Annotated in this window: 23 protein-coding genes and 1 tRNA gene; 15 read left to right on the top strand and 9 right to left on the bottom strand. The window is 59.6% G+C overall.

The window, feature by feature from the left end:
* The first annotated feature begins 75 nt into the window (after positions 1-75).
* Positions 76-1,698 carry a hypothetical protein gene (locus tag ACAM_RS04995; RefSeq protein ID WP_148706437.1) on the top strand — a complete coding sequence of 541 codons (1,623 nt, stop codon included), beginning with the start codon at positions 76-78 and terminating at the stop codon, positions 1,696-1,698.
* 2 nt (positions 1,699-1,700) lie between these two features.
* Here ACAM_RS04995 and ACAM_RS04990 read toward each other — a convergent pair whose 3' ends face one another.
* Positions 1,701-1,919 carry a hypothetical protein gene (locus tag ACAM_RS04990; RefSeq protein ID WP_062662593.1) on the bottom strand — a complete coding sequence of 73 codons (219 nt, stop codon included), beginning with the start codon at positions 1,917-1,919 and terminating at the stop codon, positions 1,701-1,703.
* Between the two features lie 180 nt (positions 1,920-2,099).
* Here ACAM_RS04990 and ACAM_RS04985 point away from each other — a divergent pair, with 180 nt between their 5' ends.
* From ACAM_RS04985 to ACAM_RS04950, 8 genes are all read left to right on the top strand, one after another.
* The gene (locus tag ACAM_RS04985) at positions 2,100-3,563 is read left to right on the top strand and encodes a UbiD family decarboxylase (protein WP_022541728.1); all 1,464 of its coding nucleotides are present in this window, start codon (positions 2,100-2,102) and stop codon (positions 3,561-3,563) included.
* Positions 3,529-4,479, top strand: a complete 951-nt coding sequence (locus ACAM_RS04980; protein ID WP_082398348.1) for a 4-hydroxybenzoate octaprenyltransferase — start codon at positions 3,529-3,531, stop codon at positions 4,477-4,479. Before ACAM_RS04985 ends, ACAM_RS04980 begins: the two co-directional genes overlap by 35 nt.
* Before the next feature lie 245 nt (positions 4,480-4,724).
* Entirely contained in the window at positions 4,725-6,725 is a 2,001-nt protein-coding gene (locus tag ACAM_RS04975; RefSeq protein WP_148706436.1) for a heavy metal translocating P-type ATPase, read from the top strand.
* Positions 6,726-6,917: 192 nt separating this feature from the next.
* Positions 6,918-7,382 (top strand): immunoglobulin-like domain-containing protein, encoded by a 465-nt coding sequence (locus ACAM_RS04970; protein WP_148706435.1) that lies wholly within the window; start codon positions 6,918-6,920, stop codon positions 7,380-7,382.
* 130 nt (positions 7,383-7,512) lie between these two features.
* Positions 7,513-7,842 (top strand): hypothetical protein, encoded by a 330-nt coding sequence (locus ACAM_RS04965; RefSeq protein WP_232502334.1) that lies wholly within the window; start codon positions 7,513-7,515, stop codon positions 7,840-7,842.
* Positions 7,843-7,912: 70 nt separating this feature from the next.
* Complete coding sequence (locus ACAM_RS04960; RefSeq protein ID WP_022541723.1) at positions 7,913-9,067, top strand: RNA ligase; 1,155 nt, start codon at positions 7,913-7,915, stop codon at positions 9,065-9,067.
* Positions 9,068-9,105: 38 nt separating this feature from the next.
* Positions 9,106-9,750, top strand: coding sequence for an RNA ligase partner protein (locus tag ACAM_RS04955; RefSeq protein WP_022541722.1), 645 nt, complete (start codon positions 9,106-9,108; stop codon positions 9,748-9,750).
* A complete protein-coding gene (locus ACAM_RS04950) occupies positions 9,740-10,462 on the top strand; it encodes a hypothetical protein (protein WP_022541721.1) in 723 nt (240 codons plus the stop codon). The genes ACAM_RS04955 and ACAM_RS04950 overlap by 11 nt, the downstream gene beginning before the upstream one ends.
* Here ACAM_RS04950 and ACAM_RS04945 read toward each other — a convergent pair.
* The 3 genes from ACAM_RS04945 to ACAM_RS04935 all read right to left on the bottom strand — a co-directional run bounded on the left by ACAM_RS04945 (position 10,416) and on the right by ACAM_RS04935 (position 12,173).
* The gene (locus ACAM_RS04945) at positions 10,416-10,841 is read right to left on the bottom strand and encodes a putative metallopeptidase (RefSeq protein ID WP_022541720.1); all 426 of its coding nucleotides are present in this window, start codon (positions 10,839-10,841) and stop codon (positions 10,416-10,418) included. The genes ACAM_RS04950 and ACAM_RS04945 overlap by 47 nt on opposite strands.
* A gap of 119 nt (positions 10,842-10,960) precedes the next feature.
* On the bottom strand, positions 10,961-11,140 hold the full coding sequence (locus ACAM_RS04940; protein ID WP_022541719.1) for a CDGSH iron-sulfur domain-containing protein: 180 nt from the start codon (positions 11,138-11,140) through the stop codon (positions 10,961-10,963).
* A 106-nt stretch (positions 11,141-11,246) separates the two neighbouring features.
* On the bottom strand, positions 11,247-12,173 hold the full coding sequence (locus ACAM_RS04935) for an MBL fold metallo-hydrolase (RefSeq protein ID WP_022541718.1): 927 nt from the start codon (positions 12,171-12,173) through the stop codon (positions 11,247-11,249).
* A 190-nt stretch (positions 12,174-12,363) separates the two neighbouring features.
* On the opposite strand from ACAM_RS04935, the gene ACAM_RS04930 reads away from it, so the two are divergent.
* Positions 12,364-12,442, top strand: a tRNA-Gly gene (locus ACAM_RS04930).
* Between the two features lie 513 nt (positions 12,443-12,955).
* Here the strand turns inward: ACAM_RS04930 and ACAM_RS04925 are convergent.
* On the bottom strand, positions 12,956-13,903 hold the full coding sequence (locus ACAM_RS04925; protein ID WP_232502278.1) for a zinc-binding dehydrogenase: 948 nt from the start codon (positions 13,901-13,903) through the stop codon (positions 12,956-12,958).
* Between the two features lie 389 nt (positions 13,904-14,292).
* On the opposite strand from ACAM_RS04925, the gene ACAM_RS04920 reads away from it, so the two are divergent.
* On the top strand, positions 14,293-16,089 hold the full coding sequence (locus ACAM_RS04920) for a chloride channel protein (RefSeq protein WP_022541716.1): 1,797 nt from the start codon (positions 14,293-14,295) through the stop codon (positions 16,087-16,089).
* Between the two features lie 21 nt (positions 16,090-16,110).
* Here the strand turns inward: ACAM_RS04920 and ACAM_RS04915 are convergent, their stop codons facing one another.
* Positions 16,111-17,238: an ABC transporter permease gene (locus ACAM_RS04915; protein ID WP_022541715.1), complete on the bottom strand. Its 1,128-nt coding sequence runs from the start codon at positions 17,236-17,238 to the stop codon at positions 16,111-16,113.
* On the bottom strand, positions 17,235-18,137 hold the full coding sequence (locus tag ACAM_RS04910; RefSeq protein WP_148706432.1) for an ABC transporter ATP-binding protein: 903 nt from the start codon (positions 18,135-18,137) through the stop codon (positions 17,235-17,237). The genes ACAM_RS04915 and ACAM_RS04910 overlap by 4 nt, the downstream gene beginning before the upstream one ends.
* Before the next feature lie 243 nt (positions 18,138-18,380).
* On the opposite strand from ACAM_RS04910, the gene ACAM_RS04905 reads away from it, so the two are divergent.
* Positions 18,381-20,138, top strand: coding sequence for an alpha/beta hydrolase family protein (locus tag ACAM_RS04905; protein ID WP_022541713.1), 1,758 nt, complete (start codon positions 18,381-18,383; stop codon positions 20,136-20,138).
* 43 nt (positions 20,139-20,181) lie between these two features.
* On the top strand, positions 20,182-20,577 hold the full coding sequence (locus tag ACAM_RS04900) for a hypothetical protein (protein WP_022541712.1): 396 nt from the start codon (positions 20,182-20,184) through the stop codon (positions 20,575-20,577).
* On the opposite strand, the gene ACAM_RS04895 is transcribed toward ACAM_RS04900, so the two are convergent.
* The gene (locus tag ACAM_RS04895) at positions 20,561-21,166 is read right to left on the bottom strand and encodes a DUF996 domain-containing protein (RefSeq protein WP_022541711.1); all 606 of its coding nucleotides are present in this window, start codon (positions 21,164-21,166) and stop codon (positions 20,561-20,563) included. The genes ACAM_RS04900 and ACAM_RS04895 overlap by 17 nt on opposite strands.
* Before the next feature lie 161 nt (positions 21,167-21,327).
* Here ACAM_RS04895 and ACAM_RS04890 point away from each other — a divergent pair, with 161 nt between their 5' ends.
* Together ACAM_RS04890 and ACAM_RS04885 are read left to right on the top strand one after the other, a co-directional pair.
* A complete protein-coding gene (locus tag ACAM_RS04890) occupies positions 21,328-23,475 on the top strand; it encodes a GNAT family N-acetyltransferase (protein ID WP_022541710.1) in 2,148 nt (715 codons plus the stop codon).
* Between the two features lie 48 nt (positions 23,476-23,523).
* Entirely contained in the window at positions 23,524-24,843 is a 1,320-nt protein-coding gene (locus tag ACAM_RS04885) for a hypothetical protein (RefSeq protein WP_022541709.1), read from the top strand.
* A 5-nt stretch (positions 24,844-24,848) separates the two neighbouring features.
* Here ACAM_RS04885 and tpiA read toward each other — a convergent pair whose 3' ends face one another.
* Entirely contained in the window at positions 24,849-25,520 is a 672-nt protein-coding gene (gene tpiA / locus ACAM_RS04880; RefSeq protein ID WP_022541708.1) for a triose-phosphate isomerase, read from the bottom strand.
* Positions 25,521-25,527: the final 7 nt, after the last annotated feature.

Genomic DNA, 25,527 nt, shown 5'->3' with positions numbered 1-25,527 from the left:
GCGTGCTAGGGCGCTTACCCCGATTTTAATTTAGGCGGTTGGGCCAGGTTGTATTTTGTGTTGGGTTGTGGAGGTTTGGAGGAGCGCCCTCTAGAAAGGCTTGTTATATTATCGGGAGTGACGGGCACCGAGATATCTTCGCTCCTCAGCGCGGCCGAGGGGGAGCAGGATGTCTATAGGGCTTTGGGTTGTGGCAGGTGTGTGTTCAAGTTTGAGGAGCTCGTGGAGGACCTTGCCTTGGGCCCCTGTGGTGATATCAGCCAGCTGGTCAAGCTTCTCCAGGTCTCCAGGCCTAGTGCTAGGGGGGCGTTCAGGCGCGCCCTGGATAGTCTTAGGGAGAGGGTGGAGAGGGCTGGATGTAGGGTTGCCGTTGTGAGTATGCACCTCTCCTACCTTAGCCGTGATGTGCCTACGCCCAATCCGGTTCTAGGGGATGTTGTAGGCCTCGCCAGGGAGGTTATTGTTGTCCACGTTTCTGAGGACTGGTACGACCTTCTAGACGCTATTGCTGAGAGGCTGCATAAGGGCGGGTGTGCGCCCCAGTACTCGCCGTACAGCTTCAACCCCCTCACCCTCCTCTACTGGCGGGGTATCGACATGAGTGTGGCCGAGATGCTGAGGGACTTCTTCCCCAACGTGGAGAGCATGATATACGCTGTAAAACACCCCAGGGAAACCACGGTCAGGCTCCTGAGGAGCCTCCTGGGGTTGGGAGTGTATGAGATGGTCTACGTTTCCCACCCGATAACCAGGGTGAGGAGCCTTTACCTCAGGCTTAAGGAGAGGGGGGTCGATAGGCCTCTTGGGAGTCTACCGCTTGTTAAGGCTATGGAGGGGTTTAAGAGGGCCTACATGGAGAGCAGGCCGGACACCATACTCTTCGACCCAACAACTATTGACGAGAAGATACTCGACCTAGACAGGGAGGTCTACAAGGCCATCTGCGGCGGGGAGGCGAGCCTAGAGGGCAGGCCGGTCTACTCGTTCATACACGTGAACCACAGCAACAGGTGGCCAACGCCCCCGGACTCCCCGAAGGCCGAGGCCGGTAGGTACAAGCATCTCAGAGGCTCTCTCAACCTCGTCCCAGCCATAGGAAAGCTGGCTGGCTCTGAGGAGGTTGAGCTGCTCAACGATGTATGCCGGGGCGGGAGCCTCTGGGCTGGCTACACCCCCCTAGCGAGGAGGGTTGAGGAGGTTGTGGACAGCCATATAGAGATTAGGGACTACAAGTATGTTGAGCAGTCGAAATACCTCATAGTATTGATGCCCACCCTCTACAGCACGGAGGAGGCGGGGGGCGAGGGTTATAGGCTGAGGGCGTGGAGCGTGGAGAGCCAGGGGGTGTATAACGAGGTTGCGAGGGCCCAGGCCCTGGCGAAGCCTGTTTACGTGTACATACTACCCATCAGCCTCGAGGCCGCGGCGGCTGACGTCGGCCTCGAACCCCTGGCCCTCCTCGAAGCCCTCGAACCGGGACCGCCCTGCGATCCTAAGTCAAAGCTGGAGAGCCCCGAGGACCTGGAGGCCATATCGGAGCTCGTGGGGGCTTGCGCGAGGAGGAGGATGAACCCGCCCTTCAACTACATACCATCCTCCGCCAGGATATTCGTGGCGAGACCCCTAGCCTCGCCCGAGGACCTCCGGAGGGCCACCGAGATATACAGGCAGCCCGGCAGCTTCAGGCTGGTAATATGATGCTAGCCGGAGCTGTACAGCCTTGAGACTATGTGGCGGATCGCCTCGTCCGGGTCCCCCCACCACACACCAGCGTACCTAACGCTAACCCCCTCATCACCCGCCTCCCTCATGACTACCTTCAGGCCTAGCCTCTGGAAGAACCACGCCAGGGCTTCAGCCCTCCTCCTGGCGTGAGGGCTGTATGTTATCACCACCTCGCCGTCAGCCGGCCCTGCCATAGCCTGCACCCTACACATCCTAAGGCCCTCGGCCTGTTAGAGCTGTGATGGATGGTGTTACCCTAGGGGAGGAGGTGCGTGGATATACCATGCATGGGCGGAACTACAGCCAGCCCCCAGGCCTATACCCCCCGTTTATACCCTCGGCCTCCAACTCCCGGTTGATGGGGTGCCCCTGTTTTGAAGCCCACAGCCGACCTTAGATCCTACCTCGAGTTCCTCGAGTCCAAGGGTATGCTGAGGAGGGTCAGGGCCGAGGTCACCCCGGTGCTGGAGATCCCTGAGATTCTTAGGAGGATCATGTACAAGGGCTCAGGCTATGCGGTGCTATTCGAAAGGGTGAAGGGACATAGAGGGTTCAGGGTTGCTGGCAATATATTCTGCAGCCTCGAAGCCGTCAGGGAGGCCCTCGGTGTTGAGAGGCTAGAGGACATAGGTGAGAGGCTTTTCGAACCGCTAAAGGGTCCCCCACCCCTGGGTATCGGCGGGAAGCTTAGGAGCCTCGGCGAGGTCCTCAGCCTGGGTAGGTACATGCCCAGGGCTGTGGGTAGGGCGGGGTTCACGGCCAACGTTCTCGAGGGCCGCGAGGCGAGCTTCCACTCTATACCCGCCTTCAAGGTGTGGCCTAAGGATGGGGGGCGCTACCTCACCTATGCCCTCGTCCACGTTAGAGACCCTGTCAGGGGGGTCATGAACATGGGTGTCTACAGGGTTATGATAGCCGGTGAGAGGGAGGGAGTGGTTCACTGGCAGATACACAAGAGGGGTATGCAGGCGCAGCAGGATTCTGTGGAGAAGGGTGAGAATAGGATACCAGCGGCGCTGGTTATAGGCTCCGACCCAGGCACGCTACTCACCGGCGCTATGCCCGTTCCCTACCCTATAGATAAGCACCTCTTCGCTGGCGTCGTCCGGGGGGAGGGGCTGCCGGTGTATAGGCTCCCCAACGGGATCCACGTGCCTGCTAACGCGGAGATAGTGCTCGAGGGTTATATAGACCTTGAGGACCTCAGGGAGGAGGGGCCCTACGGCGACCACTTCGGCTACTACGACAAGCCCTCCAGGCTCTTCCCCACGTTCCACCTGGAGAGGGTGTGGCACAGGGACGAGCCTATATACTATGGCAGCGTCACTGGCAAGCCGCCTCTCGAGGACGTGGTTATAGGGAAGTTCGCGGAGAGGATATTCCTCCCCGCGATACAGACTCTACTCCCGGAGGTTGTGGACATCGACCTGCCCCCCCACGGGGTGTTCCAGGGGATGGCCTTCGTTTCGATAAAGAAGAGGTATCCCGGCCACGGGAAGAAGGCTCTGCTAGCGCTCATGGGCCTCGGCCAGCTTAGCCTGACGAAGATTATAGTTGTCGTCGACCACGACATAGACGTGCACGATGTAAACCAGGTTATATGGGCCGTGTCAAGCCACGTAGACCCCCAGAGGGACGTCCTCGTCGTCCCCCACAGCCACACAGACGAGCTAGACCCAGCCACCCCCACCCCCATGTACGGCAGCAAGCTGGGTATAGACGCCACCAGGAAGCTCCCCGAGGAGTATGGGGGGAGGGAGTGGCCCGAGGAGGTGGCCCCAGATCCGGAGACGGTGAGGCTTGTTGAGGCCAGGTGGGGAGAGTACGGGCTCGACTAGCCTCTCGTGGGACGCGGGAGCTCTCAGGAAGGGAGGGAGGCTCCACGCCTACATGAGGCTCGTGAGGATAGAGCACACTATATTCAGCCTCCCCTTCGCCTACGTGGGAGCCCTACTATCCGGATACCCATTCACCCTGGCCGACGCCATCCTCATGGCTGCCGCGGTCGTCGGCCTGAGGCTCGCGGGGATGGCCTACAATAATATAGCCGACCTGGACATAGACAGGCTGAACCCAAGGACCATGAGGAGGCCGCTTGTAGTTGGTGCGGTGACTATGAGGGAGGCGTGGGCTATAGTTGCCTTGGGCTCGGCCATCTACTTCGCCTCCGCAGCCCTCCTGAACAAGTATGCCCTACTACTCTCCCCACTAGTCCTGGCTATAGCCCTTACCTACCCCCACGCTAAACGCATTCACCCCCTACCTCACCTCCACCTCGGCGTAGTCCTTGGGAGCGTGGTCTTTGGGGGTGCCGTGGCGGCCTCGGGAGACGAGGCCTCAAGCCTGGCCGAGGTCCTCAGAAGCGTTCCATGGCTGTACGTCGCGGCCGTGTCACTCTGGGTCGCGGGGTTCGACACCATATACAGCATTATGGACATAGACTTCGACAGGAACCACGGGCTGAAGAGCATACCAGCAGCGATAGGCGAGAAAGGAGCCCTCGCAGCATCCCTAGCCATGCACGCAGCATCCATAGCCCTCTTCGCTATGGGGGTAGAAGCCTACGACCTCGGAGCTATAGCCACAGCCTCTACGGCCCTCACAGCCTCAGTGATAATACTTGTGCAGACTATGGCCTGGCTGGGAAGGGTTAAGGAGAGCTTCAACCTGAACCTTGCCGTGCCAATCCTCATAGGCATTGGCATTATAATAGATACACTCCAACATAAACTCCGATTCTTCTCGGATGGGTGAGTGAACCATCTCCTGACAACATAAGCTGTTGACTGATCCTGGTACTGTGATAAAGCCTCTCTGCAAGTGGCGTGGGACAGGCTTAGGCCTGGTAGCATTGGGGCTTGCTACCTCTGAACTGTCTGTAGTTTAATTAGCCTTTGTTTGTATCGAATATTTATCACCATGTCAGCCGCAGAACTTTATGGCTTAAATTATGCTTGTGCACCCTCCCTTACAGTTGGCTAGTTTAGGCTGTGATGAAAATGCATGGAGACCACGGTAACCATGGGCACGATCATCACTCCCGGGCGAAGAGTCGACAAGACCATGCGGATCACGCGGGCGAGTATAAGAGGAGGTTTATAGTCTCCTCAATACTAACGGTCCCAATCCTCATCCTCTCGCCATCGATCCAGAGGTGGGTGCTGGGCTCAGAGCTGGCAATGCCAGGCTCGCTACCCCTCCTATGGGGCTTGTCAACAGCCGTCTACGTCTACGGAGGCTCGCCCTTCCTCAGCGGGCTCGTTAGGGAGCTTAGGAGATGGACACCGGGTATGATGACTCTTATCGGCATTGCCATCACAACAGCATATATATACAGCAGTGCAGTGGTCTTCTTCATAGAAGGGGCGACGTTCTTCTGGGAACTGGCAACCCTTATAGACGTGATGCTCCTCGGACACTGGATTGAGATGAAGACGATCTCGAGGGCTTCACGTGCCCTCGAGCTTCTGGCCAAGTCCCTCCCCGCCACCGCCCACCTGGTCACAGAGGAGGGTGAGATAGTCAATGTTGACGTATCTATGGTGAAGCCTGGTGACAAGGTTTTGGTCAAGCCTGGAGAGAAGATGCCCGTTGACGGTGTAGTGGTGGAGGGTGTCACCAGCGTTGACGAGGCTCTGGTCACAGGCGAATCTAAACCCGTCACGAAACGGCCCGGGGATAAGGTCATAGCGGGGGCTGTCAACCTAGAGGGCTCTATTATAGTGAGGGCTGAAAAGACCGGTAGGGAGACTTACATAGCACAGGTTATAGAGCTTATCAAGAGTATACAGGAGAGCAAGTCGAGGGCCCAGGACATATCCAACAGGGTGGCAAAGTGGCTAACCGTTATAGCTCTCACCGGTGGGGGCTTTACCGCCTTCACATGGCTCTACCTAGGGCAGCCAGCCACCTTCGCCCTAGAACGGGCTGTTACAGTCATGGTTATAGCCTGCCCCCACGCCCTAGGCCTGGCGGTCCCCCTCGTCATAGCCCGCTCTACAGCTCTGGCGGCAGCCAAGGGTATACTGATTAGGGATAGGATAGGCTTTGAGAAAGCTAGGGAGGTTACGGCAGTTGTTTTCGACAAGACAGGCACACTGACGAAGGGCGTTTTCGAGGTCACGGACTTGGTGGCCCTCGGGAGCATGGACCCGGAGGAGGCTCTGGCCATAGCCGCCAGTCTCGAGGGTCGGAGCGAACACCCCATAGCCCAGAGCATAGTGAGGTATGCGAAGTCCAGAGGAGTAAAGCTCCGGCCTGTTGAGGATTTCAGAGCGATGCCTGGCAAGGGGGTTGTGGGTAGGGTAAACGGCATTGAGGCAATGGTAGTGAGCCCCGGGTACTTAAAGGAAGCTGGCTTGGAGGTCTCCGACGGCAGGGTAGATACTCTCGTACGGCAGGGGAAGACCGTTGTCTTCCTCCTAGTGAACCGGAGGCCAGCCGCAGCTATAGCCCTCTCTGACGTGATAAGGGAGGAGAGCAGAGAGGCTATAGCTACCTTGAAGAAGATGGGCATAAAGCCTATAATGCTCACCGGCGATAACAGGCGCGTCGCCGAGTGGGTTGCCAAAGAGCTCGGGATCGACGAGTTCTACGCAGAAGTCCTTCCTCATGAGAAGGTGGAGGTTGTTAGGCAGGTAAGGTCGAAGGGGCATATAGTAGCGATGGTAGGCGACGGGGTCAACGACGCGCCGGCCCTCATCGAAGCCGACGTGGGCATAGCGATAGGAGCCGGAACGGACATTGCCATAGAGTCGGCAGACATAGTCCTAGTTAAGAATGACCCGCGCGACGTGCCCGTGGCTATTGAACTCTCCAGGAAAACATACAGGAAGGTCGTCCAGAACTTGGCCTGGGCTACAGGATACAACGCGATAGCGCTCCCACTGGCGGCAGGCATCCTATACCCCATCGGCATACTACTACCTCCCGCGGCAGGCGCCTTCCTAATGAGCATGAGCACCGTGATAGTCGCGGTCAACGCAACACTACTACGATAGACATAGAATGCACTTGATCACGCCTGATTAGAAGAAGACGTAAAAGCTGGAGAGCCAAGCAAGCTCTCCCAGGAGGCATACTCCCGGTAGGGGTACTCGCAGTGGATAGCTTTCCAGCTGATTAGAGGCTAAAATAGCCTAGATACATATTCCCGTATAACAGTTTGGCTTCTCTCTGGTTTAATGGGTTTAGTGCCTGGTTGTGCAGGTGTTATGTTAAAATATATACTTGCAGGTTTACTCCTGGGCATTCTAGTAGCTGTGCCCTCGACCTACCTCGCCTTAACAAACATAAATCTCCCGGCGGAGGATATGGTGGGTGAGGCTGTTTATCTGGAGCCGGATAAGCAAGTCTACGGTAGCGGCGACACTGTAACAGTCAAGCTTGTGAATAACGGCTACCGCACTCTAGAGTACTATATCGGGTGGACCCTGTACACTTGGGACGGCGGGACATGGGTGGCGGACCCCAAGTTTAATCCTGTTTTTCCCATCTCCAAAGACACTATAAAGCCTGGAGAAACCAAGGTTGTAGCAGTTTTTAAACCAGAATCTTTTGACTTCAATCCGGGTGAATATAAGATCGTGAAAATCCTTGAAGACGTTAATAGCGAGGAGCACATACTGGTCGAAGCTGAATTCAGGGTTGGAGGCTAGCCTGCCCCGGTCTTTTAGCCGAAGCAGGAGCTGGGCTGGCTTGTTGAGCAAGGCCTGAGGGGACTACAGCCCACTACCCATCGTTATAAATAACTTATGCCGACCATTATTCTAATGGTGTCAGGCTTTGGTGAAAGCCCTTGTCATAATATCGAGCAGCGACGTTGACAAGGCTTTGACGGGAATGCTCTGGGCTACCAACGCTTTGAAGAGAGGCTGGGCCGAGGATGTGGAGCTAATATTTTTCGGGCCTATCGAGGCTGAGATAGCTAGAGGCAACCAGAGGCTCCTGGAGGCTATAGCGGCCTACTCCGAGGTTAAGGGAACCCCCCTAGCGTGCAAGAGGGTGGCGGAGATCGGCGGCTTTGAGGAGGCGTTGAAGGATAAGGTGAGGGTAGAGTACGTGGGGGCTAAGATAGCGGAGCTCCTAGGCAAAGGATATACACCCCTAGTATTCTAGCCTAGACTCTCAGTCTTGGATACACAGTTTTGTCTGGCCTATTACAAGACTTATCATGGGTGCTCCTGCTTTGGCCGGAGCGTCTGAGGTCCTCGGCAGGGCATTGACAGCCGTGGGCGTAGACCCGTCTACCGTAGACCTCGAGAGCCTCTCGACGAGGAGGAGCGTGAGGGTATCCAGGTTCGAGGACCTCGTCTACGTGGGGTTTAGGCGGCAGTTCCGCGGGGTTCCTGAAGGCACCCTCGTGGCGTTCAGGCGTGGTGAGCATCTCGTCGTCTGGGGATACCCCTCGATAAGGAGGATGCTGCTGCCCAGGATCGCTGTTCCCAGGTGGTTCCCCGGGCCGACGGTGCTTGTCGAGGAGAAGATGAACGGCTACAACGTCAGGGTCTTCTCCCTCGGCGGCAGGATATACGCTGCTACACGAGGAGGCTTGGTATGCCCCTACACCACCAGAAGGCTCAGGAGGCTCCATGGGGAGGCTCTCCAGAGCCTTCTAGACAGCCTTGGCCCTGGCTCCTACATAGCCGGGGAGGTTGTGGGGCTTGAGAACCCCTACACCAGATACTACTACGAGGAGGCCCCCGGCTTCGGCTACTTCATATTCGACATATTCAAGGAGGGGACACCGCTGCCTCCTAGGGCGAAGTTCGCCCTAGCCCCCGAGCACGGCCTCAGGACGGTTAACCTGCTCGCAGAACTCCCCGTGGACGGCCTGGGTGTGGAGAGGCTCTACAGGATAGTCGAGGACCTGGAGAGGAGGGGTAGGGAGGGGGTTATAGTGAAGGATCCTGAGGGTAGGGTGGAGCCCCTGAAGTACACCACGAGCAGCACAAACATAGGGGACATCAGGCTTGGGATGAGGTACCCGTTCGAGGAGGGGAGGTCCTTCCTATTTCCCCGGATTCTCAGGGAGATCTTCAGGGAGTGGGAGACGGGCCGGAGGAGCTACGGCGAGCTGGGGGAGGCTATACTCGCCCCTGCTATAGAGGCTGTGGAGGCTGTGAGCAGGGGTGAGAGGCTTGTGGAGGAGTTCGAGCTTGTCCTCGGGGGCGAGGATGAGACTGAGGAGGTTATAGCCTACTTCGCCAGCCTAGGCGTGCATCTCGAGATAGCCGGAGTCTCGCGAGGGGTTGATGGTGTGAGGGTTTCCTTCAGGAAGCCGAGGAAGAGTGAGGGGGAGATAGCGAAAATACTGGAGACCGGCATTAGCCCCCTAGACTAGAGGGCCTTTGTTTGCGGTGCCGTCGGGGGTGGCTGGTGTTGGGTGAGAGGCCTCCGCCTAGCGTGGGCAACGTTGTGGTGGCCGACACTACAATGTTCACCGACGCCAAGCTACGCGAGGTCCTCGGCGCCAGGAGCTTGGAGGAGGCCGCCAGGATAATGGCTAGGGTGCTAGCCAGGGCGTCCAGGATGGGGCTGACAGTCTACATAACCCCCAGCGTCAGGGCGGAGATAGAGAGGTTCATGCTAGGGAACGGGGTCCAGCCCGCAACCCTAGCCCGGCTCCTGGCGTGGGTGAGGGTTAAACCCCCCACCACACACGAGCTCCGCCTGCCGGCGGCCATGTTCAGGAGGTATGTTGAGACTGTTAGGGCTAGGCTGGATAAGGGGCTTAGGGTGGCGGAGGACCATGTGAGGAGGGCTCTTAGGAGTAGGGATGAGGAGGGCGTTATAGTGAGGTCGCTGAGGGAGAAGTACAGGGAGCACACTAGGAAGGGTATGCTGGATAGCGTGGAGGATGTGGACACCCTTCTCCTCGCCCTCGAGCTTGGCGCGGCCGTGGTTACTAGCGATGAGGGGCTTCGCAAGGCGGCCGAGGACCTGGGGCTCACTGTCCTAACGCCCGTCGAGCTGCTGGAGTATATACTCGCCCTTGAGGAGGAGGTCAAGTCGGTTGAGGAGTAGGACCCTCCTCACCCTCCTCCTAGCCCTGCTACTGGCGTCCAACCTACCATACTCCTCCGCCGCGGGAGAGGCTAAAGCCCCCCACCTCAGCCTCCCCCAGGGGGTTTCAACCCTCCAGCTGCCGGAGGGCCAGGGGCTAGCCTACTCCCCCGGGGACCTGGCCTACGCTGAAGCCTTTAGAACGCAGCTTAAGGGGGATACTATTATAGTCGTGACGGGTAGCGAGGGCCTCAGGCTAAGCGGTGGAGTAGATGATGGCGCTCTTAGAGCTAAGGCAACCCTGCCCAGGGGCTGCGAGGACCTCGAGCCAATGGTGCACGCCTACCTCGGCAGGGTTAGTATAGGCGAGATAGCCATGGGGTATACAAGAGTCTCCTGCGGGGGCGGGATGGCCGAGGTCCTGGTGGACCTAGACGGCGTGCTAGCCCTGGCCCACCCAGACCCGGGGGAGCTTATGACGATAACCATAACCCTCGCCCCGGGGGCAGCCCTGCTCATAATAGCCTTCCAGCCAGCCCCCGAACCCTCGGAAGGAGGGGCCCAGGGCGGGGAGCCCCCTGTAGACCCGGGTGTGACGGCTAGGGAAGGAAGGGATAGCGGGCTTCCCCTAGGCCTCGGCAGCCTGGCCATCCTAGCCCTAGCCCTCTCCGCGGCTATATTGGGCGCTATTCTCGAGGGCGTCCATCCAAGGCTTCGCGGAGGATGTCCATAACCCCGGGGCTGCTCCTAACCCTCCTGTAGAGGACCGCCACCCTCCTCCCGTTGACCAGGGGCCCGTGGGCCCTGAGCCCGCCGCTGAAAGTGCGGGGAATGTGCAGTATCTCGTGTATAACGACCTTAACCTTCTCCTCCAGGGGGAGGGGATCGAACCTCTCGGAGACAACCTCAATAACATACCCTGGGTTATAGCCGAGGGCCGCCGCCCAGGCTCCTGGGGTGCCGTAGATCCTTGCATAAGCCCTACTCCTGCTCCCCCTACTCCTTACACAGTAGACGCGGGAGACGTCCACATAGTCAAGCCCCAGTGCGGTGACGAGGACCTCAACAGCCCTACAGACCTCGGGCGCCCTCTCGTACCTAACCCTCCCCAAACCCCCAGCCACCACCAGGATGGTGGAGCCGCGTCTAGAGTAAAAAGGGGGTGGGATACCCGATGTGGGGGCGGGGGTTCTATGGGGCGTGTCTCTCGGCTATCGTGGAGGCTTGGCGGCTAGAATTCGGCCTCGAAAGCCACCTTCTCCTCGGCCTGGAACCCCACCTTCGCGTGGGTGCCGTCGCAGTAGGGCTTGTTGTTGGAGTGGCCGCAGCGGCATAGGGCCGTCTGCACTCTACCGTCGACCTCGAGCAGGTAGGGGCCGTTCTTCTTCGCAATTATCCTGACCTTCGCCATTGCCCCTGCACCACTCCACTCTTTAGGGGCCGTTCTATATAACGTCTCCCTATACGTGGGGCCAGCCACTACCCCCGGGGTAACCTCCTGTGGGGCGTGGGCGTGTTTAGAGCTGGGAGAGTATCTGGCCCACCACCCTATCCCTAATCTCGCCGAAGCCGCAGTCCACGGCCGCGAACCCCCGGGGGGTTTTGCTGACGCAGCCCCAAACGCCCAGGAGGCCGAGGAGCTTCTCGATCATCATCCTCTCGAAGTAGCCCATAACAGCCTCGAGACCCTCCAGATACCTCCGATATATTACCCCCCGGCCAGCGAGGTCCTCAGGCCCCCCAGGCCTGCCTAGCTGTGCTAGAGCCCTGTGAACCCCCTCGGCCTGCTCCACTATCCTACTGGCAAACCTGGCGAGAGCCTCCAACGCCTCCCCCCGGGTGTACACCCTGTCCTTATGGGCCGACACGTACTCCCCCGCCTCAAGCCCCGCCGCCGCCCTAATGTCGAGGAGGAACAGCTCGGGGCTCGCCTCGGGGTTGCCGTACCAGGGCCCGAACCCCGTTAAATCTATGTCGACAAGATGCACCACCCCCCCGGGGGCCTCCAGGAGGGTGTGCGTCAGGAGGTGTCCCCTCGCCGGGTACGTCTTGAGGCACACGCCCCGGAGGCAGAGGTCTTCCCCCGGCCTGAAATACTCCGACGGCTCCGGGACGCCCTGGAGGTCCATGGCGAGCCTCGCCATATCAATCCACTCCCTCCACATCTCCCCGGCAAACCTCAGCGCAAGCCTCTCAAGACTCCCGGCGTAAGGCTCCTCACCCACAGGCGCAAGAACCCTCCCAGCCCGGACCCTGTGGAACCCCCTGATATGGTCGGGGTGGAAATGGGTGAACACCAGGGCGTCAACACCCTCCAAACCATAGGCCCACGGCTCGCAGCCAGTATCAACCAGAACCTTGAAACCACCATCCTCAACAAGCAGACAATTACTATAGGGGAACCTACCGCTCAAAGGCCCAGGCACCAGCCTAGCGCGAGCCAACCCAGACCAACCCCCAGAGAGGTGGGTGGAGGCGGTGAACACGTCCCAGGCCCGCTCACTCAAACCCCCGCACGCGGGGGAGTCACAGGCCACATACAACTATCACCCGCAGGAGGCTATAACAGCTAACCTAAGAGGAGCAAAACCCTAACGCTTTAACCCCCCGGCCGAAACAAGAAGATAATATGGCGCGGCCGTCGTCTAGCCTGGACTAGGACGCCGGCCTCCCAAGCCGGTGGTCCCGGGTTCAAATCCCGGCGGCCGCACCACAAACACCTCCTCACCATCACCAACGCATCATACCAAGAATCATCCACCCAAAGCCCTGATTATATCAACACCTCCTAGACAACGGACAAGAATAGCATTGGGAAATTTAAGAAAGCTAAGCAACCCATATACACCTAAACCCCCATCCCTTATCCCGCTAAAACAGGAAAACAAAGGCTAACCTATAAAAGCATCCAAGCTTATAAGCTTTTCTACGAAAAACCAAGGCCCCTCAACACGGGGGAAACCAGGAATTCGTACTACCACCGAAAACCTTAAAAACACCTAACCTACAAACAACAACAAGGAACCCCACAAAACAACATTGTTGAAAACAAGCAAGACTAAGAGGGAGCCTTGGCTGCAATGCACCCAGGCTTTACCAAAGTTGAAAACAAGCAAGACTAGGAGTTCTTTGATGTAAATAACGTGTCTATTAGTCGGGCTGGTTCGGCTTTTGACTTTTTCTTTCTATGTCAATGGGTAGTTTTTCCCTGTGTTGCCCCGTTTTCCTAGGGGTTTATTACGATTCTTCCTATTCTTCCTCCTTCTAGTGCTTCTTTTAGGGCGGTGTTTATCTGGTCTAGGCTGTAGGCTTTGTAGAATGGTTTGACTCCTCCTTTGCCTATGGTTTTTATGGCGGCTTCCCATTCTTTCCGGGTGAATGCTGCTGATCCTGTGAGTGTTATCTCTCTCATTACTAGTAGTGCTGGGCGTTTGATGGTTACTGGCTCTCCTGATATGTTGCCTATGAGGACCAGGCGTCCCCGGGGGCGGAGGGCTCTCATGCTCTCGTTTATCGTGGGCGCCCCGACTGTCTCCATGACGACGTCCACCCTGCCCCTCTCCCTGTAGAAGTCTAGGCTTGTCACCGTCTCGACCCCGATCTCCTCCTCGAGCACCCTGCCCTTCTCCCTGCTCCTAGTGTAGGCCACAACCTCAGCCCCAAGGAGCTGTAGGTACTGTATCCCGTGGACCGCCACCCCGCCGCTCGCACCCGTCACCAGAACCCTCTCACCCGGCCTGACGCGGGCGACGCTTGCGGCGTGCATCATAGTCGCCACCCCGCATGTTGCGGCGGCGTACTTGTTGAAATCCCCGTCGGGGAGGGGTATGAGGTTCTCCCGGGGGGCGTAAACCCTCTCCGCATAACCCCCCGGCAGGTTCTCCCCCAGTATAGCCGGGGGACAATCGCCCCCCAGGCAGCCCGGGTCCGGTATGGCGGGGTAGACGGAGACGGGCTGACCCTCATAGAGGCCGAAGACCTCGTGGCCCAGGACAAGGGGCGGTTTGAGGTTGGGGAACCCTCCCTTCCACACCACAAGATCCCGGCCGCACATGCCCACGCTCCTAACCTCCACAGGCACCCAGCCCTCAGGAGGGTCGACCTCGAACTCCTCAAGCCTGAAAGGCTCTCTCCAGCCGTACAGCACGGCAGCCCTAAACTTGTCTCCCAACATAAACCACCCGTGCCACCAGACCGGACAACCAATATTGGAGTCGCGACAGTCATTAATAGATCTTTTACAGAGGCTTTAGACACCGAGTGTGCCGATATCTCGGCTGCATGCTCCCTGAACCTCGAGGCCGATGCTGGCTATCTAGTCCACCCCCAAGGTGCCATGCTGTACCGTGGTCCCTCTGCCTGCTTGTCCCGGGCTTCTATTATAATCGCAGATTATGTGGATATGTGTAGTGGATGCGGAGGGCGTTGTCGAGGCCTCTTTGAAGGGTGCAGGACCGAGATGGATGGCTCAACCATTGAGAAGGCGGCTCGCGTTGTAGGCTGGCTGAGCTACACCATCTCCCAGATGCTGCCAGGGCTGCGTATGCGGAGAAGTGGATAGTCATGGGGGTCGCTATAGGGGCGGCCTCGGGATTGGCTGCTCTAGCGTTCTACCAGCTCCTCAATGCTGTGGCTGGGATTGCAACGGCGGCCTTGGGGGGAGCCGCGTCTACAGGAGACCTCGGTCTTGTGCTCTCAGAAATAGGCAGCCCTCCCATCCTCGCCCCCCTGGTCATACTCGGGGGTGCCCTGGTGAGCTCCGTTATAGTGTATAGGCTGTCTCCCGAGGCTGAGGGGCACGGGACCGACGCAGCTGTGAAGGCGTTCCACCGCAGGGCCGCCCAGATACCGTTTAAAACCGGCATTGTAAAGGCGGTGGCCTCATCCATACTCGTGGGCACCGGGGGTAGCGGGGGGGTTGAGGGGCCGAGCGTCCAGATAGGAGCCTCCATAGGCTCGACCATAGCGAGGATGCTTAGGCTCAGGATCGAGGATAGGAGGATAGCCCTTGTAGCCGGCATGTCGGGAGCCCTCTCAGCCCTATTCCACGCGCCACTGGGAAGCACCTTCTTCGCCGCCGAGGTCCTCTACAAGAGGGATCTAGAGGTGCAGGCGCTCGTCCCAGCCTTCATATCCTCCATCACAGCCTACACCCTAGCAACTATAGCAGGCTACGAGCCCCCCCTCCCCAGGCTGGAGATAGACGGTTCAAACCTCTACACCCCCGAGTCTATAGCTAGCTACATACTCCTCGGCATCTTCCTCGCACCCTTCGGCTACCTCTATGCCAGGGTTTTCAGGGAGTCTGAGCGGGCCTTCAGGAGGCTCGAGGACCTAGGCCTGCCCCGGAGCCTCAGGCCGGTGGTGGGGGCGGCGGGCCTCTCACTCCTAATATACGCAGCCCCCTTCGCCGCGGGGAGCGGGAGAGGGGTGCTGGCCGCCGTACTCTCGGGGGAGCCCGTCTCCTGGCTGCCGGTGGGGGCCGCCGGGCTTGGGGCGGCCCTTGCCCTGGCGGCCGCTGGCCTGCTAAAGATAGCGGCCACCAGCCTCTCCATAGGCTCGGGTGGCAGCGGGGGTGTTTTCGCGCCCGGCCTGCTGGGAGGAGCCCTCCTGGGCCTCTCATTCTACGCCCTACTAGAGGGGACGGCGGATACACCTCTCCCGGCGATGGCGTACGCCTACCTGGGCATGTCAGCCTTCTTCGCTGCCGCAGCCAAGGTACCCCTGGCGACGAGTATCATGGTGGCGGAGATGGGGAACAACTACCTCCTAATACCCCCAAGCCTCCTGGCCTCTATAGTGGCCAGGGAGATCTCGGGGAACACATCCATATACTCCAGCCAGCTCCTCCACAGGCCGCCTAGGGAGGTTATCGATGCCGAGGCCCTGCTGGCTCTACTAAGGGAGAAGGGTATAAAGGTGCAGCTAACCGCTGGGCAGCTCGCCGACGGGGGTGTGAAGCCCGTGGGGCCCGAAACCCCCGCGGGGGAGGTGCTCAAGCTGATGGAGAGGGGCCTCCCAATAGTGCCGGTTGTTGACAGCGATGGGAGACCGGTCGGCGTGATAACACCGGAGGCGGTGGAGGAGGCTATAGAGGAGGGGGTAGACCTGTCCACAACACCTGCCTCCATGCTGGCGTACATGGAGGTGCCGATAGTGAGGGAGGATGAGGGTGTGGACGTTATCCTAGAGAGAATGCTGACATACGAGTCCGAGGCCGCCATAGTTGTTGGCAAAGATGGCAGGTACCGGGGTGTTGTGCTGGCGGAGGAGGTTATAGCGGCGCTAGCCTACATCATCCAGGAGGCCGGCCCGGCCTCCACACCTATAAGGCGCCGCCCAGCCCAGGCTGTAGGGTAGAGGCTCCTCGCTCCCCGCCTCCTACTCCTCCACCGCTAGGGCCATAACCCTCCTGTATGACAATACACCCACGATGCCCGCCAGGGCTAGTGTTATGTAGAGGGGCCAGGCCCCAGCCAGGGCTTCCGCCGGAGTGGCAGAGCCGAATATAGCCTGTTTACCCAGCTCGACAGCTAGGGTCAGGGGGAAGTATAGTGACACGTCGGCCAGAAGCCCTGGCAGCATTTCCCTGGGGATAGCCAGGCCGGTGGAGAATATTAGGAGGAACCCGGCTATACCCGCCAGCGCCGCCGCGGTCTCCTCAGTCTTTACCAGGAGGCTGATGGGTATTGAGGCTAGGAATATAGTCTCCAGCCCTGCGAGGATGAGCACCGCCCCCGCCACCACCCCCAGTGGGTTCACACCACTGTAGTCCGCGCCCAGGAGGATGGAGCCAGCGAGGATGGCCAGGGTGGTTACGATGGAGGACGTCAGGTTCATGCCCGTCATGAAGCCGAGGAGGCTCCTCGACCCTCCAGGGCTGGATGCGACGAGGTCGAGCATCCTCTCCCTCCTCATAGCTATCAGCATCACCATGCCGCCGTAGAGCGCGATGTAGAGGGACTCCACACCAACGAGGTTGACGCTGTACTCGGCAAGAGCCCTCTCCGGTCCGGAATCGCCGCTTATCCTCTCCACCTCAACACCAGCAGCCCTCAATAGCAGGTTCTCCAGGGTCCTGAGGTCCTCGCCCTCCAGGCCGACCTCTCCCCCCAGTATCGAGGCTGCCACAGCCTGGGCTAGCCCCCTAGCCAGCGGTGCGTACTCGTCGCTACTGTAGAGAACCCTCACACCACCCTCCTCCTCCAGGATTGCCACCGCTATGAAGCCGCTCCTCAGCCTTTCAACCAGCTCCTCCGGAGACTCGGCAGCTTCGGGGCTTAGGCCCATGCTCTCGAGTATATCGTAGACTCTAGAGTCCCTGGGGTAAACCCCTATGGCGGGGCCACCTCCTCCCCCCAGGAATATGTATTTGGCGATAACCAGGAGCAGGAGGGGGAAGCCTATGTACCAGAGGAGGACGGAGGGGGTCCTCCGCAGGCTATAGAGCGTCATGAGGGCCCCCGAAGCCAGGCCCAGGGCAAACCCCGACCGTCTACCGCGGCTCAATCCATCTCCTCCCCCGTGACGGCGAAGAACACCTCCCTGAGGCTGGGCTTGAGGACCTCGATCCTCTCAACAAGTATACCTGATTCGCTATAGGCCGAGGCTATCCGGGCCACATCACCAGGAGCGTCTATAAGGTAGTCTGCAAACCCGGGCCCCTGGTGGACTGGCTCTAGCACACCCGGCACCCTATCGGCCCAGACCCTAACCCTAGGCCTCGGCGCGTACCTCTCTATGAGCTCCCTAGGCCTCCCCCACGCGGCCAGCCTCCCCCGGTGCATTATGAGGACCCTGTCAGACTCCGACTCGGCCTCCAGGGGGTCGTGGCTGCTGAACACCACAGTCCTACCCCTAAACACCCTCCTCAACGCTGACCAGAGGGACTCTCTAGCCCTCACATCAAGACCACTCCCGGGCTCGTCGAGGACAACGACCTCTGGGTTGGCAGCAAGCGCGAGGGCAATGCTCAGCGCCCTCCTCTGCCCCCCGCTGAGCCTCGCCACCACACGGCCAAGGACATCCTCGAAACCCAGCATCTCGAGAACCCTCCTGGCCTCCCTCCTGGCAGCGCCGGGGCTAAGACCCAGGAGGCCGCCTACGATGGTGATATACTCCATCCCCGTCATCCTCCTAGCCATCGGGGGGTCCTGGGAGGCATAGCCTATCAAGCCCCTAGCCTCCCTCCACCCATCACCCCACACATCATACCCGCACACAAACACGCTACCCTCTGAGGGCCTAAGGACCCCCGCAACCATCCTGAGAAGCGTTGTCTTGCCGCTCCCGTTAGGCCCCATCACACAGGCCCGCTCGCCCTCGCCGACGCTGAAAGAGACGCCAGCGACCGCGGCACGGCCTCCGAACCTCTTCCACAAACCCCGGACCTCCACAGCACAGCCCAAACCCGGCACTCCCCCATGCAATAGTCACCACGTAGGAGGAGCACTGTAATTAAGCTTATCATAGTCCTGATTAGCGTTTAACCAGCGCTGAGCCCGGAGGGTTTCCAGAGATGATGCAGCACGATATTGTATAAGCCAGCCTAAAACATCGCACCAGCAATAGCTCATACCCCTGGAGCCCAATATTCTGTTTAGACTAATTAACACCGGGAAACATTATGCTTCCAGGAGGCGAATCCTGTGTTGACCGCAGAGTTCTCCAGAATGGTTAGCGATATTGAGCGTCTCATAGCGGTTGAGAAGTACGGCGTCCAGGGTGTTGTCGACGGTGATAAGCTGCTCGTCATCGGCTTCAGGGAGGGCTCTGTCAACGCTTACGTCTTCGACGGCGCCGAGGCGGAGAGGCTTAACAGGGAGCCTATAAACGGTGTTCTAGACCCGGGGTATGGTGTAGGCAGGGTTATACTTGTTAGAGACGTCTCCCGGGGGGCGGAGAAGCACGCTCTCTTCAAGGTTGACCCGTCGAAGCCCGGGTCGGAGGAGAGGCTCGGGGCCGTCGAGCCCATGAGGATTCTGAGCGGCGTCGACACGGGGGAGGCTATTGTTTTCACCGGGGCCACGGAGGAGAAGGTTGCCCTGTATGCTCTTGAGGGCGATGTGCTGAGGGAGCTTGCCAGTCTACCGGGCTTCGGCTTCGTCTCCGACGTTAGAGGAGACTTAATAGTAGGGCTAGGCTTCTTCGGGGGCGGCAGGGTATCGCTCTTCACTTCGAGCCTCTCCACGGGCGGGCTAAGAAAGGTCGAGAGCAAGGAGGGGAGCTTCACGGCCGCAGCCATATCACCGGGCATGGAGATAGTGGCCGGGCTGGAGACCGCAAGAGAGGCCAGGATAGTCAGAGTAGACCCCGGGGAGGCTTCCATCGTGGAGCTGGAGCTCCCTTCAACCGACATAGCCCAGTACAAGCCAATGGCCATCACCTGGCTCGGCTACCTCCCAGACGGCAGTCTCGCGGTTGTCGCGAGGAGGGAGGGGCGCAGCGCCGTTTTCATAGACGGCAGGAGGGTTGAGGCTCCCCCGGGTAACCACGGGAAGGTTGTCCTCTGGAGGGGCAGGCTTGTAACGAGCCACACTAGCCTCTCCACGCCACCCAGAATAGTCACCATACCCTCGGGGGAGGCTATACTGGAGGGAAGGCTACCCGGGGACCTGAGGTCCTCACTAGCCGCCTCGAGGTTCGTCTGGGTCGTGAGCTTCGACGGTTCCAGGGTCCCCACCCTCGTGCTCGAAAGCGGCAGAGCCCCGAAGCCCGGCCCCACAGTGGTCCTCGTCCACGGCGGCCCCTTCGCCGAGGACAGCGACTCGTGGGACACCTTCGCGACCAGCCTCGCGGCAACCGGCTTCCACGTTGTGATGCCTAACTACAGGGGGAGCACTGGTTACGGGGATGAGTGGAGGCTCAGGATAATAGGGGACCCCTGTGGTGGAGAGCTTGAGGATGTTGCAGCTGCCGCAAGGTGGGCCAGGGAAAGTGGGCTAGCCAGGGAGCTCTACATAATGGGATACAGCTACGGCGGCTACATGACCCTGTGCGCCCTCACTATGAAGCCAGGCCTCTTCAAAGCAGGCGTGGCTGGGGCTAGCGTGGTTGACTGGGAGGAGATGTATGAGCTGAGCGACGCTGCATTCAGAAACTTCATAGAACAGTTAACCGGTGGCAGTAGGGAGATCATGAGGAGCAGGAGCCCGATAAACCACGTCGACAGGATAAGAGAGCCACTAGCACTCATACACCCGCAGAACGACAGCAGAACACCCCTTAAACCTCTCATCAGGCTCATAAGCGAGCTACAGGCCCGGGGTAAAACCTTCGAGGCACACATAATACCTGACGCGGGCCACGCTATAAACACCATGGAGGACGCGGTAAAGATACTTTTACCGGCGGTCTTCTTCCTATACACGCAAAGGGAGAAGGCGAAAAGCCCGGGCGGAGAGCCCTAACGGGGTCCCCCATTTACCCGCTGAATACTAGGGTGGAGGGCCTTTGCCTCAGTATTACATGGCGCTCCAGCTGTTGCACGTACTAGCGGCCATACTCTGGGCTGGAGCTATATTCAACTCACTATGGATGCTCGCCCGGGGCAGAGACGATGAGCTAAGGGAGGTGCTGAGGCTCACAGGATGGCCCGCGACCCTGGGTATAGTTCTCGCTGGCGTTACGGGGCTGGCCATGGCCCACCTACGCGGCTACCCCCCGCTAGCTCACGCTAAGATAGCATTGTACATACTGCTTTTCGTTGTAGGGGGCTACGCACACTACAGGCTGGCAGCCAGGAAAGGCGGAGGGATGGAGGCAACGGTGAAGATGCTCCTCCTAGCGGCTGCTGCGGTAACCGCGGGTTTGGTGGTTGTAGGTTGGATGCTTAGATTCGGCCTGTAGCCACGCCCGGGCTCTGCATGGGGGCTGTCGGGCTCTCCACGCCCCCCTCCTGTGCTTTGAGCTGTATAAAGCCTACCAGCAGCAGCACCCACGACACTAGGAGGACGAGACCCCCGATTATGATTATGAGGGTGATGGACCCGATTAGGTAGGCCAGCCCCGCGTACCTGAACATGTCTACACCAGATTTTTCCGCAAGCGTGTCGAGAGCCCTCCGGAAGAACACGGCGGATGCAACCAGGAGGACGTAGAACACTATGAACCCTAGTATCAACCCCCCGATCCCGGCGGCCGAGAGGGCCTCTATCTCCCCGGGCTCGAAGGCCCTTCCTGTAGCCAGGGTGAAGAGGCTTGCTCCTGTTATGAAGATGAACGCCAGGAAGCCTGCTATCGAGAGAGCCACGCTAATAACTGCGTTGCGGAATATAGACTCCTCCCCAAGCATCTTAGAAAGCATGTAAAGGGAAACCAGCACGAGTATGAAGCCCACTATACTGGCAAGCGGTACGAGGATGCCCAGGAGAACTAGGGCGGACCCGGCTATCCCGAGCATCCTAGCGGTCCCAAAATCCTGGGGTGTTGAAGCCAAAACCGTTACACCGCTTAATACGATACCACTAATATTATTAAACTTTCACGATGAAAACTAGGTCTAACAAAGCGGTAGATTCAACATGCAAAAACCGGTCTAGAGGGGGGTGCAAGGCTTCAAACTCTCGGAACTCCCACGCTCACCAGTGGGTGTGTAGAATGGGTGTTGAGGGGGAGATTAACCGTTTCCTCCAGATCCTCCGGGAGTCCAGGCAGAGGGGACTAGTGGTCGTGGGTACCAGGGATATGATAGGCTGGGCCGAGAAGCTGTCACGCTATGCTAGTGGTGACTGCGCCATAGTAGCTCCATCCTCCAAGGGGCTCTCAAGCCTCTGCAAAGCCTGGGCTCCTCCAGGCTCTATAGAGAGGATACTGGGGGGAGAGTTCTCCGCTGCTATAATAGCGGTTGAGGGTCTCATAAGGCCCTCGATAATAGCTGGCGCCGGCGAGACCATACGCTCAAGAGGATTCCTGGCGATAGTGGCCGACCCGCCGGGCGAGTGGGATCCAGGTCCTCCCGGGGGGACAGGCCTCTACAGGCAGTACCTGATCTCCTCCATAAAGGATAACCCGCTCCACCTCTGGGTGGACGCCGATGCCGGGAGGATTGTTTCCCGGTCAACAGATCTCTCAGAGGGCGTGGGCACGTCTTGGAGTCTAGATGGATACAAGCCTTCCCCCGCCTCCGGCGTCCCAAGGAAGCTCGCAGCGGCCTGCAGGTCTGAGAGCCAGGCTAGAGCTCTAGAAGCCCTAGCCCGCTTCCTCAGGGGCAGGTGGCGCAGCGCCCTGGTGAAGGGTGATAGAGGGCGGGGGAAGAGCTACGTCCTAGGCCTGGCCCTCGCCTACGCCGCGTGGAGGAGGCTTATAGGGAGGGTTATCGTCGTCGGGCCCACCCCCTTGTCGGTCCAAAGCATGATGTCCGGCCTGTTGAGGGGGCTTGAGGTCCTCGGCGTCGGGGGATACAGGGTTGTCAGAGCCTCGGGGGGCGAGGTCGTCAGGGTCTCTGGAGCGTGGTTTAGAGTTGCATACGACCCCCCCGACACCGCGGAGCCCGCGCCCCTGGTTGTCGTTGACGAGGCCGCCGCAGTCGGTGTGGCGAGGGTAAGGAGGCTGTCCTGGAGGGCGGGTAAGACGCTTGTGGCGACGACTATACACGGCTACGAGGGGAGTGGCAGGGCTTTCGCAAGGCTACTCCCAACCATACTCCCCAAGCCATATATGGAGCTGGAGCTGGCCGAGCCCATACGCTACCTCCCCGGCGACCCCCTGGAGAGGTGGCTCTACAGGGTCTTCCTGCTCAAGGCCGAGCCAGCCGAGCCCGAAGACCTCTCTGAACTCCATGCTGTGGAGGTGCCTAGGGAGGTCCTCGCGAGGGAGAGGAGGGTTCTGGAGAGTGTGTACGGCATACTGGTCCAGGCCCACTACCGGAACACGCCCGACGACCTGCTGGCGATGCTCGAGAGCACCCACCACAGGATCTACGCCTTAACAGCGGGAGGTACGCCAGCGGCGGTGGCCGACGTTGTGATCGAGGCTCCTGAAGCCGAGGAGGAGGCTAGGATTGCTTTGGACAGGCTACTCTACATGGCTGGCGCCAGCGATGCGGCTTTTAGGGGGTGGAGGGTTTCTAGGATAGCGGTACACGAGAAAATACAGCGCAGGGGCCTGGGATCCAGGCTCCTTGGGTACATTGAGGAGAGGGCGAGAGAGTCGGGGGCCAGCCTCCTAACCACCATGTTCTCAAGGCACGACGTCATACCCTTCTGGATCAAAAACGGTTTCACACCCTTCTACATAAGCCCGCGATACAACAGGGTTACAGGCGAGAAGAACATAGCCCTAGCAAAGCCCTTGGACGAGAGGGGCGGGGAGATCGTTGAGGCCGCATCCAAAGCCCTCTCCCACAAGCTAGTCCTAGCGGGCTCAAGCATATACCGGGATCTGGCGGCGGAGAAGCTGGCGCTCCTACTCCACAGCACGCCGCCCTCCACTCCTCCCCTAGGCCTCACCAGAGTCCAGGCAAGACATCTAGAGGGATTCCTCAAGGGAGAAGCTATGGCCGACCAGGCCTTCGACGCCGTCTACATAGCCTTTGCAAACGCACTCCTAGCAACCCGCAGCTGGAACCCCAAAGACCCCAGGGTTATAGGTGCTGTTGCAAGGGTTGTACAGGGCAAACCCTACAGCGAGGTCGCCTCCATAATGGGCGCTGAGACGGTTGAGGAGGCTGTAGAGCTGGTTGAGGGGTTTCTAAGGGAGGTTCTGGAGGATGCTAGGGGTATATGGAGCAGCAGGGTAATACCGTAATACCCCTAAACCCCGACACCCTATCCCCGGGGGGTGTACCGGGGGGCCTTGGCTTCGGAAGCCCTAGGGGCCGGTGTGGCGGCTGAGATGTTTGAGGCGGTTAGAGGGAGCGTAAGGCTTGTAGACGGAAGGCCAGTCTTCAGAGAGGGTGCGGGAGAGCTTCTCGAGAGGCTGAGGCTCACCATTGTAGAGGCGGTGCTGGCCAGCGGCCTGGAGAGGGCTGCAGAGTGGGTTGAGATTTTCAGGGGAGAGCTCGAGAGGGCCCGCAGGGCTGCCAGCCTCAGGGGGGTGCTGCTCCCCAAGGAGCTGAGGAGCTTCATAGAAGACCCCCGGGGCCACCTGGCTAAGAAGCTCTTCCAATACTCAATAGACCTTGCCCGTGGGAGGCTTTCCCCCGAGGAGTTCATGTCGAAGGCTAGGAACGCGCTGAACACCAGCATGGCGACAAACCTGAGGAGCATCTACCAGCACTGGGTCTTCCTCGCCCTCGTGGCTGAGTATGGCCGCAGGGGGGCCTCCATAGTCTACCCCGACCACGGGTTCCTCCACATAGAGAGGCAGGGGAGGCAGAGGGGCGGGAGCATACCGGCTAACGCTGTAGTCAGGCTCCCAGGCGCCAGGGAGGCTAGCTTCTACCTCGAAGCACCCCGCCCGGTGGGCTGGGGCGACTCCAGGGGGCTGGAGAGGACGTGGAGCCTCTACACGAGCCTGCGGCCCGACATGATAATCTACGGGGGTAGGGTGCTGGATATGGTGGAGTGGGTTGAGGGGAGGCCTAGGGTTAAGAGGCCGAGTGTCGTGGTTGAGTTTAAGGAGCTTGAGGACTGGTACGATAGGGTTAGATACCTCAAGGGCCCCCTGGTGAAGAGGTTCTCGGCGGAGGAATGGTACGAAAGGTGGTTCGAGGGGCTTAAGACGGGGCTGGCTGACATACTGGGGGTGGAGCCGGGCCGGAGGGAGGAGAGGAGGGAGGGGGTTAGGGTTAGGGAGCACAGGCTAGTCCTCCTATACAGGGAGGTGTACAAGCCCGACCTACTAGTCCTGGTCTCCAGGGCCCCAGTACCGGGTGCGATAAGGCGTGAGCTGGAGGCCGAGGGCGTGGCGGTTGTGGACGGGGTAGAGATAGGTAGTAGGGGGCCTGTGGAGGAGCTGGCGGAGGCTCTGGAGCCCTATTTCGAGAAGGTTGTAGACACTCCTCTAGACGAGGTGGAGCATAGGCTCTGGCTCATGGGGGTTCAGGTGGATAGGAGGAGGCTTGAGGAGGCTCTGGCGAGGATGGCGCTGGAGGACCTCCCACGGCTCGCCTCAATGCTTGAGGAGGGGCTGGAGGCAGGGGCTGGTGGCGGAGAGGCTGGTCAGCAGGCGTGACGCCACTATACTCTAGCCATAGCCTCGGCCAGCTCCAGCATCTTCCTGTAGGGGTCTTTAGCCTTCATAACAGCGCTCGCTACCAGCACCCCCCTGGCTCCCAGCTCGACAGCACGCTTGGCGTCCTCTCCGCTGGTTATGCCCGCGCCAGCCAGCACAGCCACCCCCCTGTCTACGCTGGCCACCGCCTCAACCCCCCGTGTTATAACCTCTGGTTTAGCCCGGGACACGGGTATGCCTGTCCCAATAAGCTCCGGAGGCTCGAGGGCAACCATAGCTGGCTTCAGGAGGGCGGCAGCCGCCGCCTCCTCGGGCGTGTCGGCGCAGGCGAGGACCTCGAGCCCCAGCTCCCTCGCCCTCTCAACCACCGCTTGGAGGTGCCTATAGGTTACTTTGTGCTCGCTATGGTTCACCATGACACCCTTGAAGCCCTCCAGGGCTGCGGCCTCCACCGGCGTGTAGCCCGTGTGGGCGCCAAGGTCGAGGGGGTCTGCGTGCTGGATGTACACGTCGCCGTAGACACCGGCTATGGAGGAGGCGTTAACCAGGGGAGCCACTAGTATAACCCTAACGTCAGCCTCCTGGGCTACACGGCCAGCGTCTCTGGCCAGGCTCCTCCCTTCGGGTCCAAAGGCGGATCTATAGGTTTTCATGTTAACCGCGAGAACGGGCTTCAATACTGGG

This window comes from Aeropyrum camini SY1 = JCM 12091 (assembly GCF_000591035.1).
GTDB lineage: Archaea > Thermoproteota > Thermoprotei_A > Sulfolobales > Acidilobaceae > Aeropyrum > Aeropyrum camini.
Note: the sequence above shows the minus strand (reverse complement) of the source record. Positions and strands in the feature narration are given on the sequence as shown.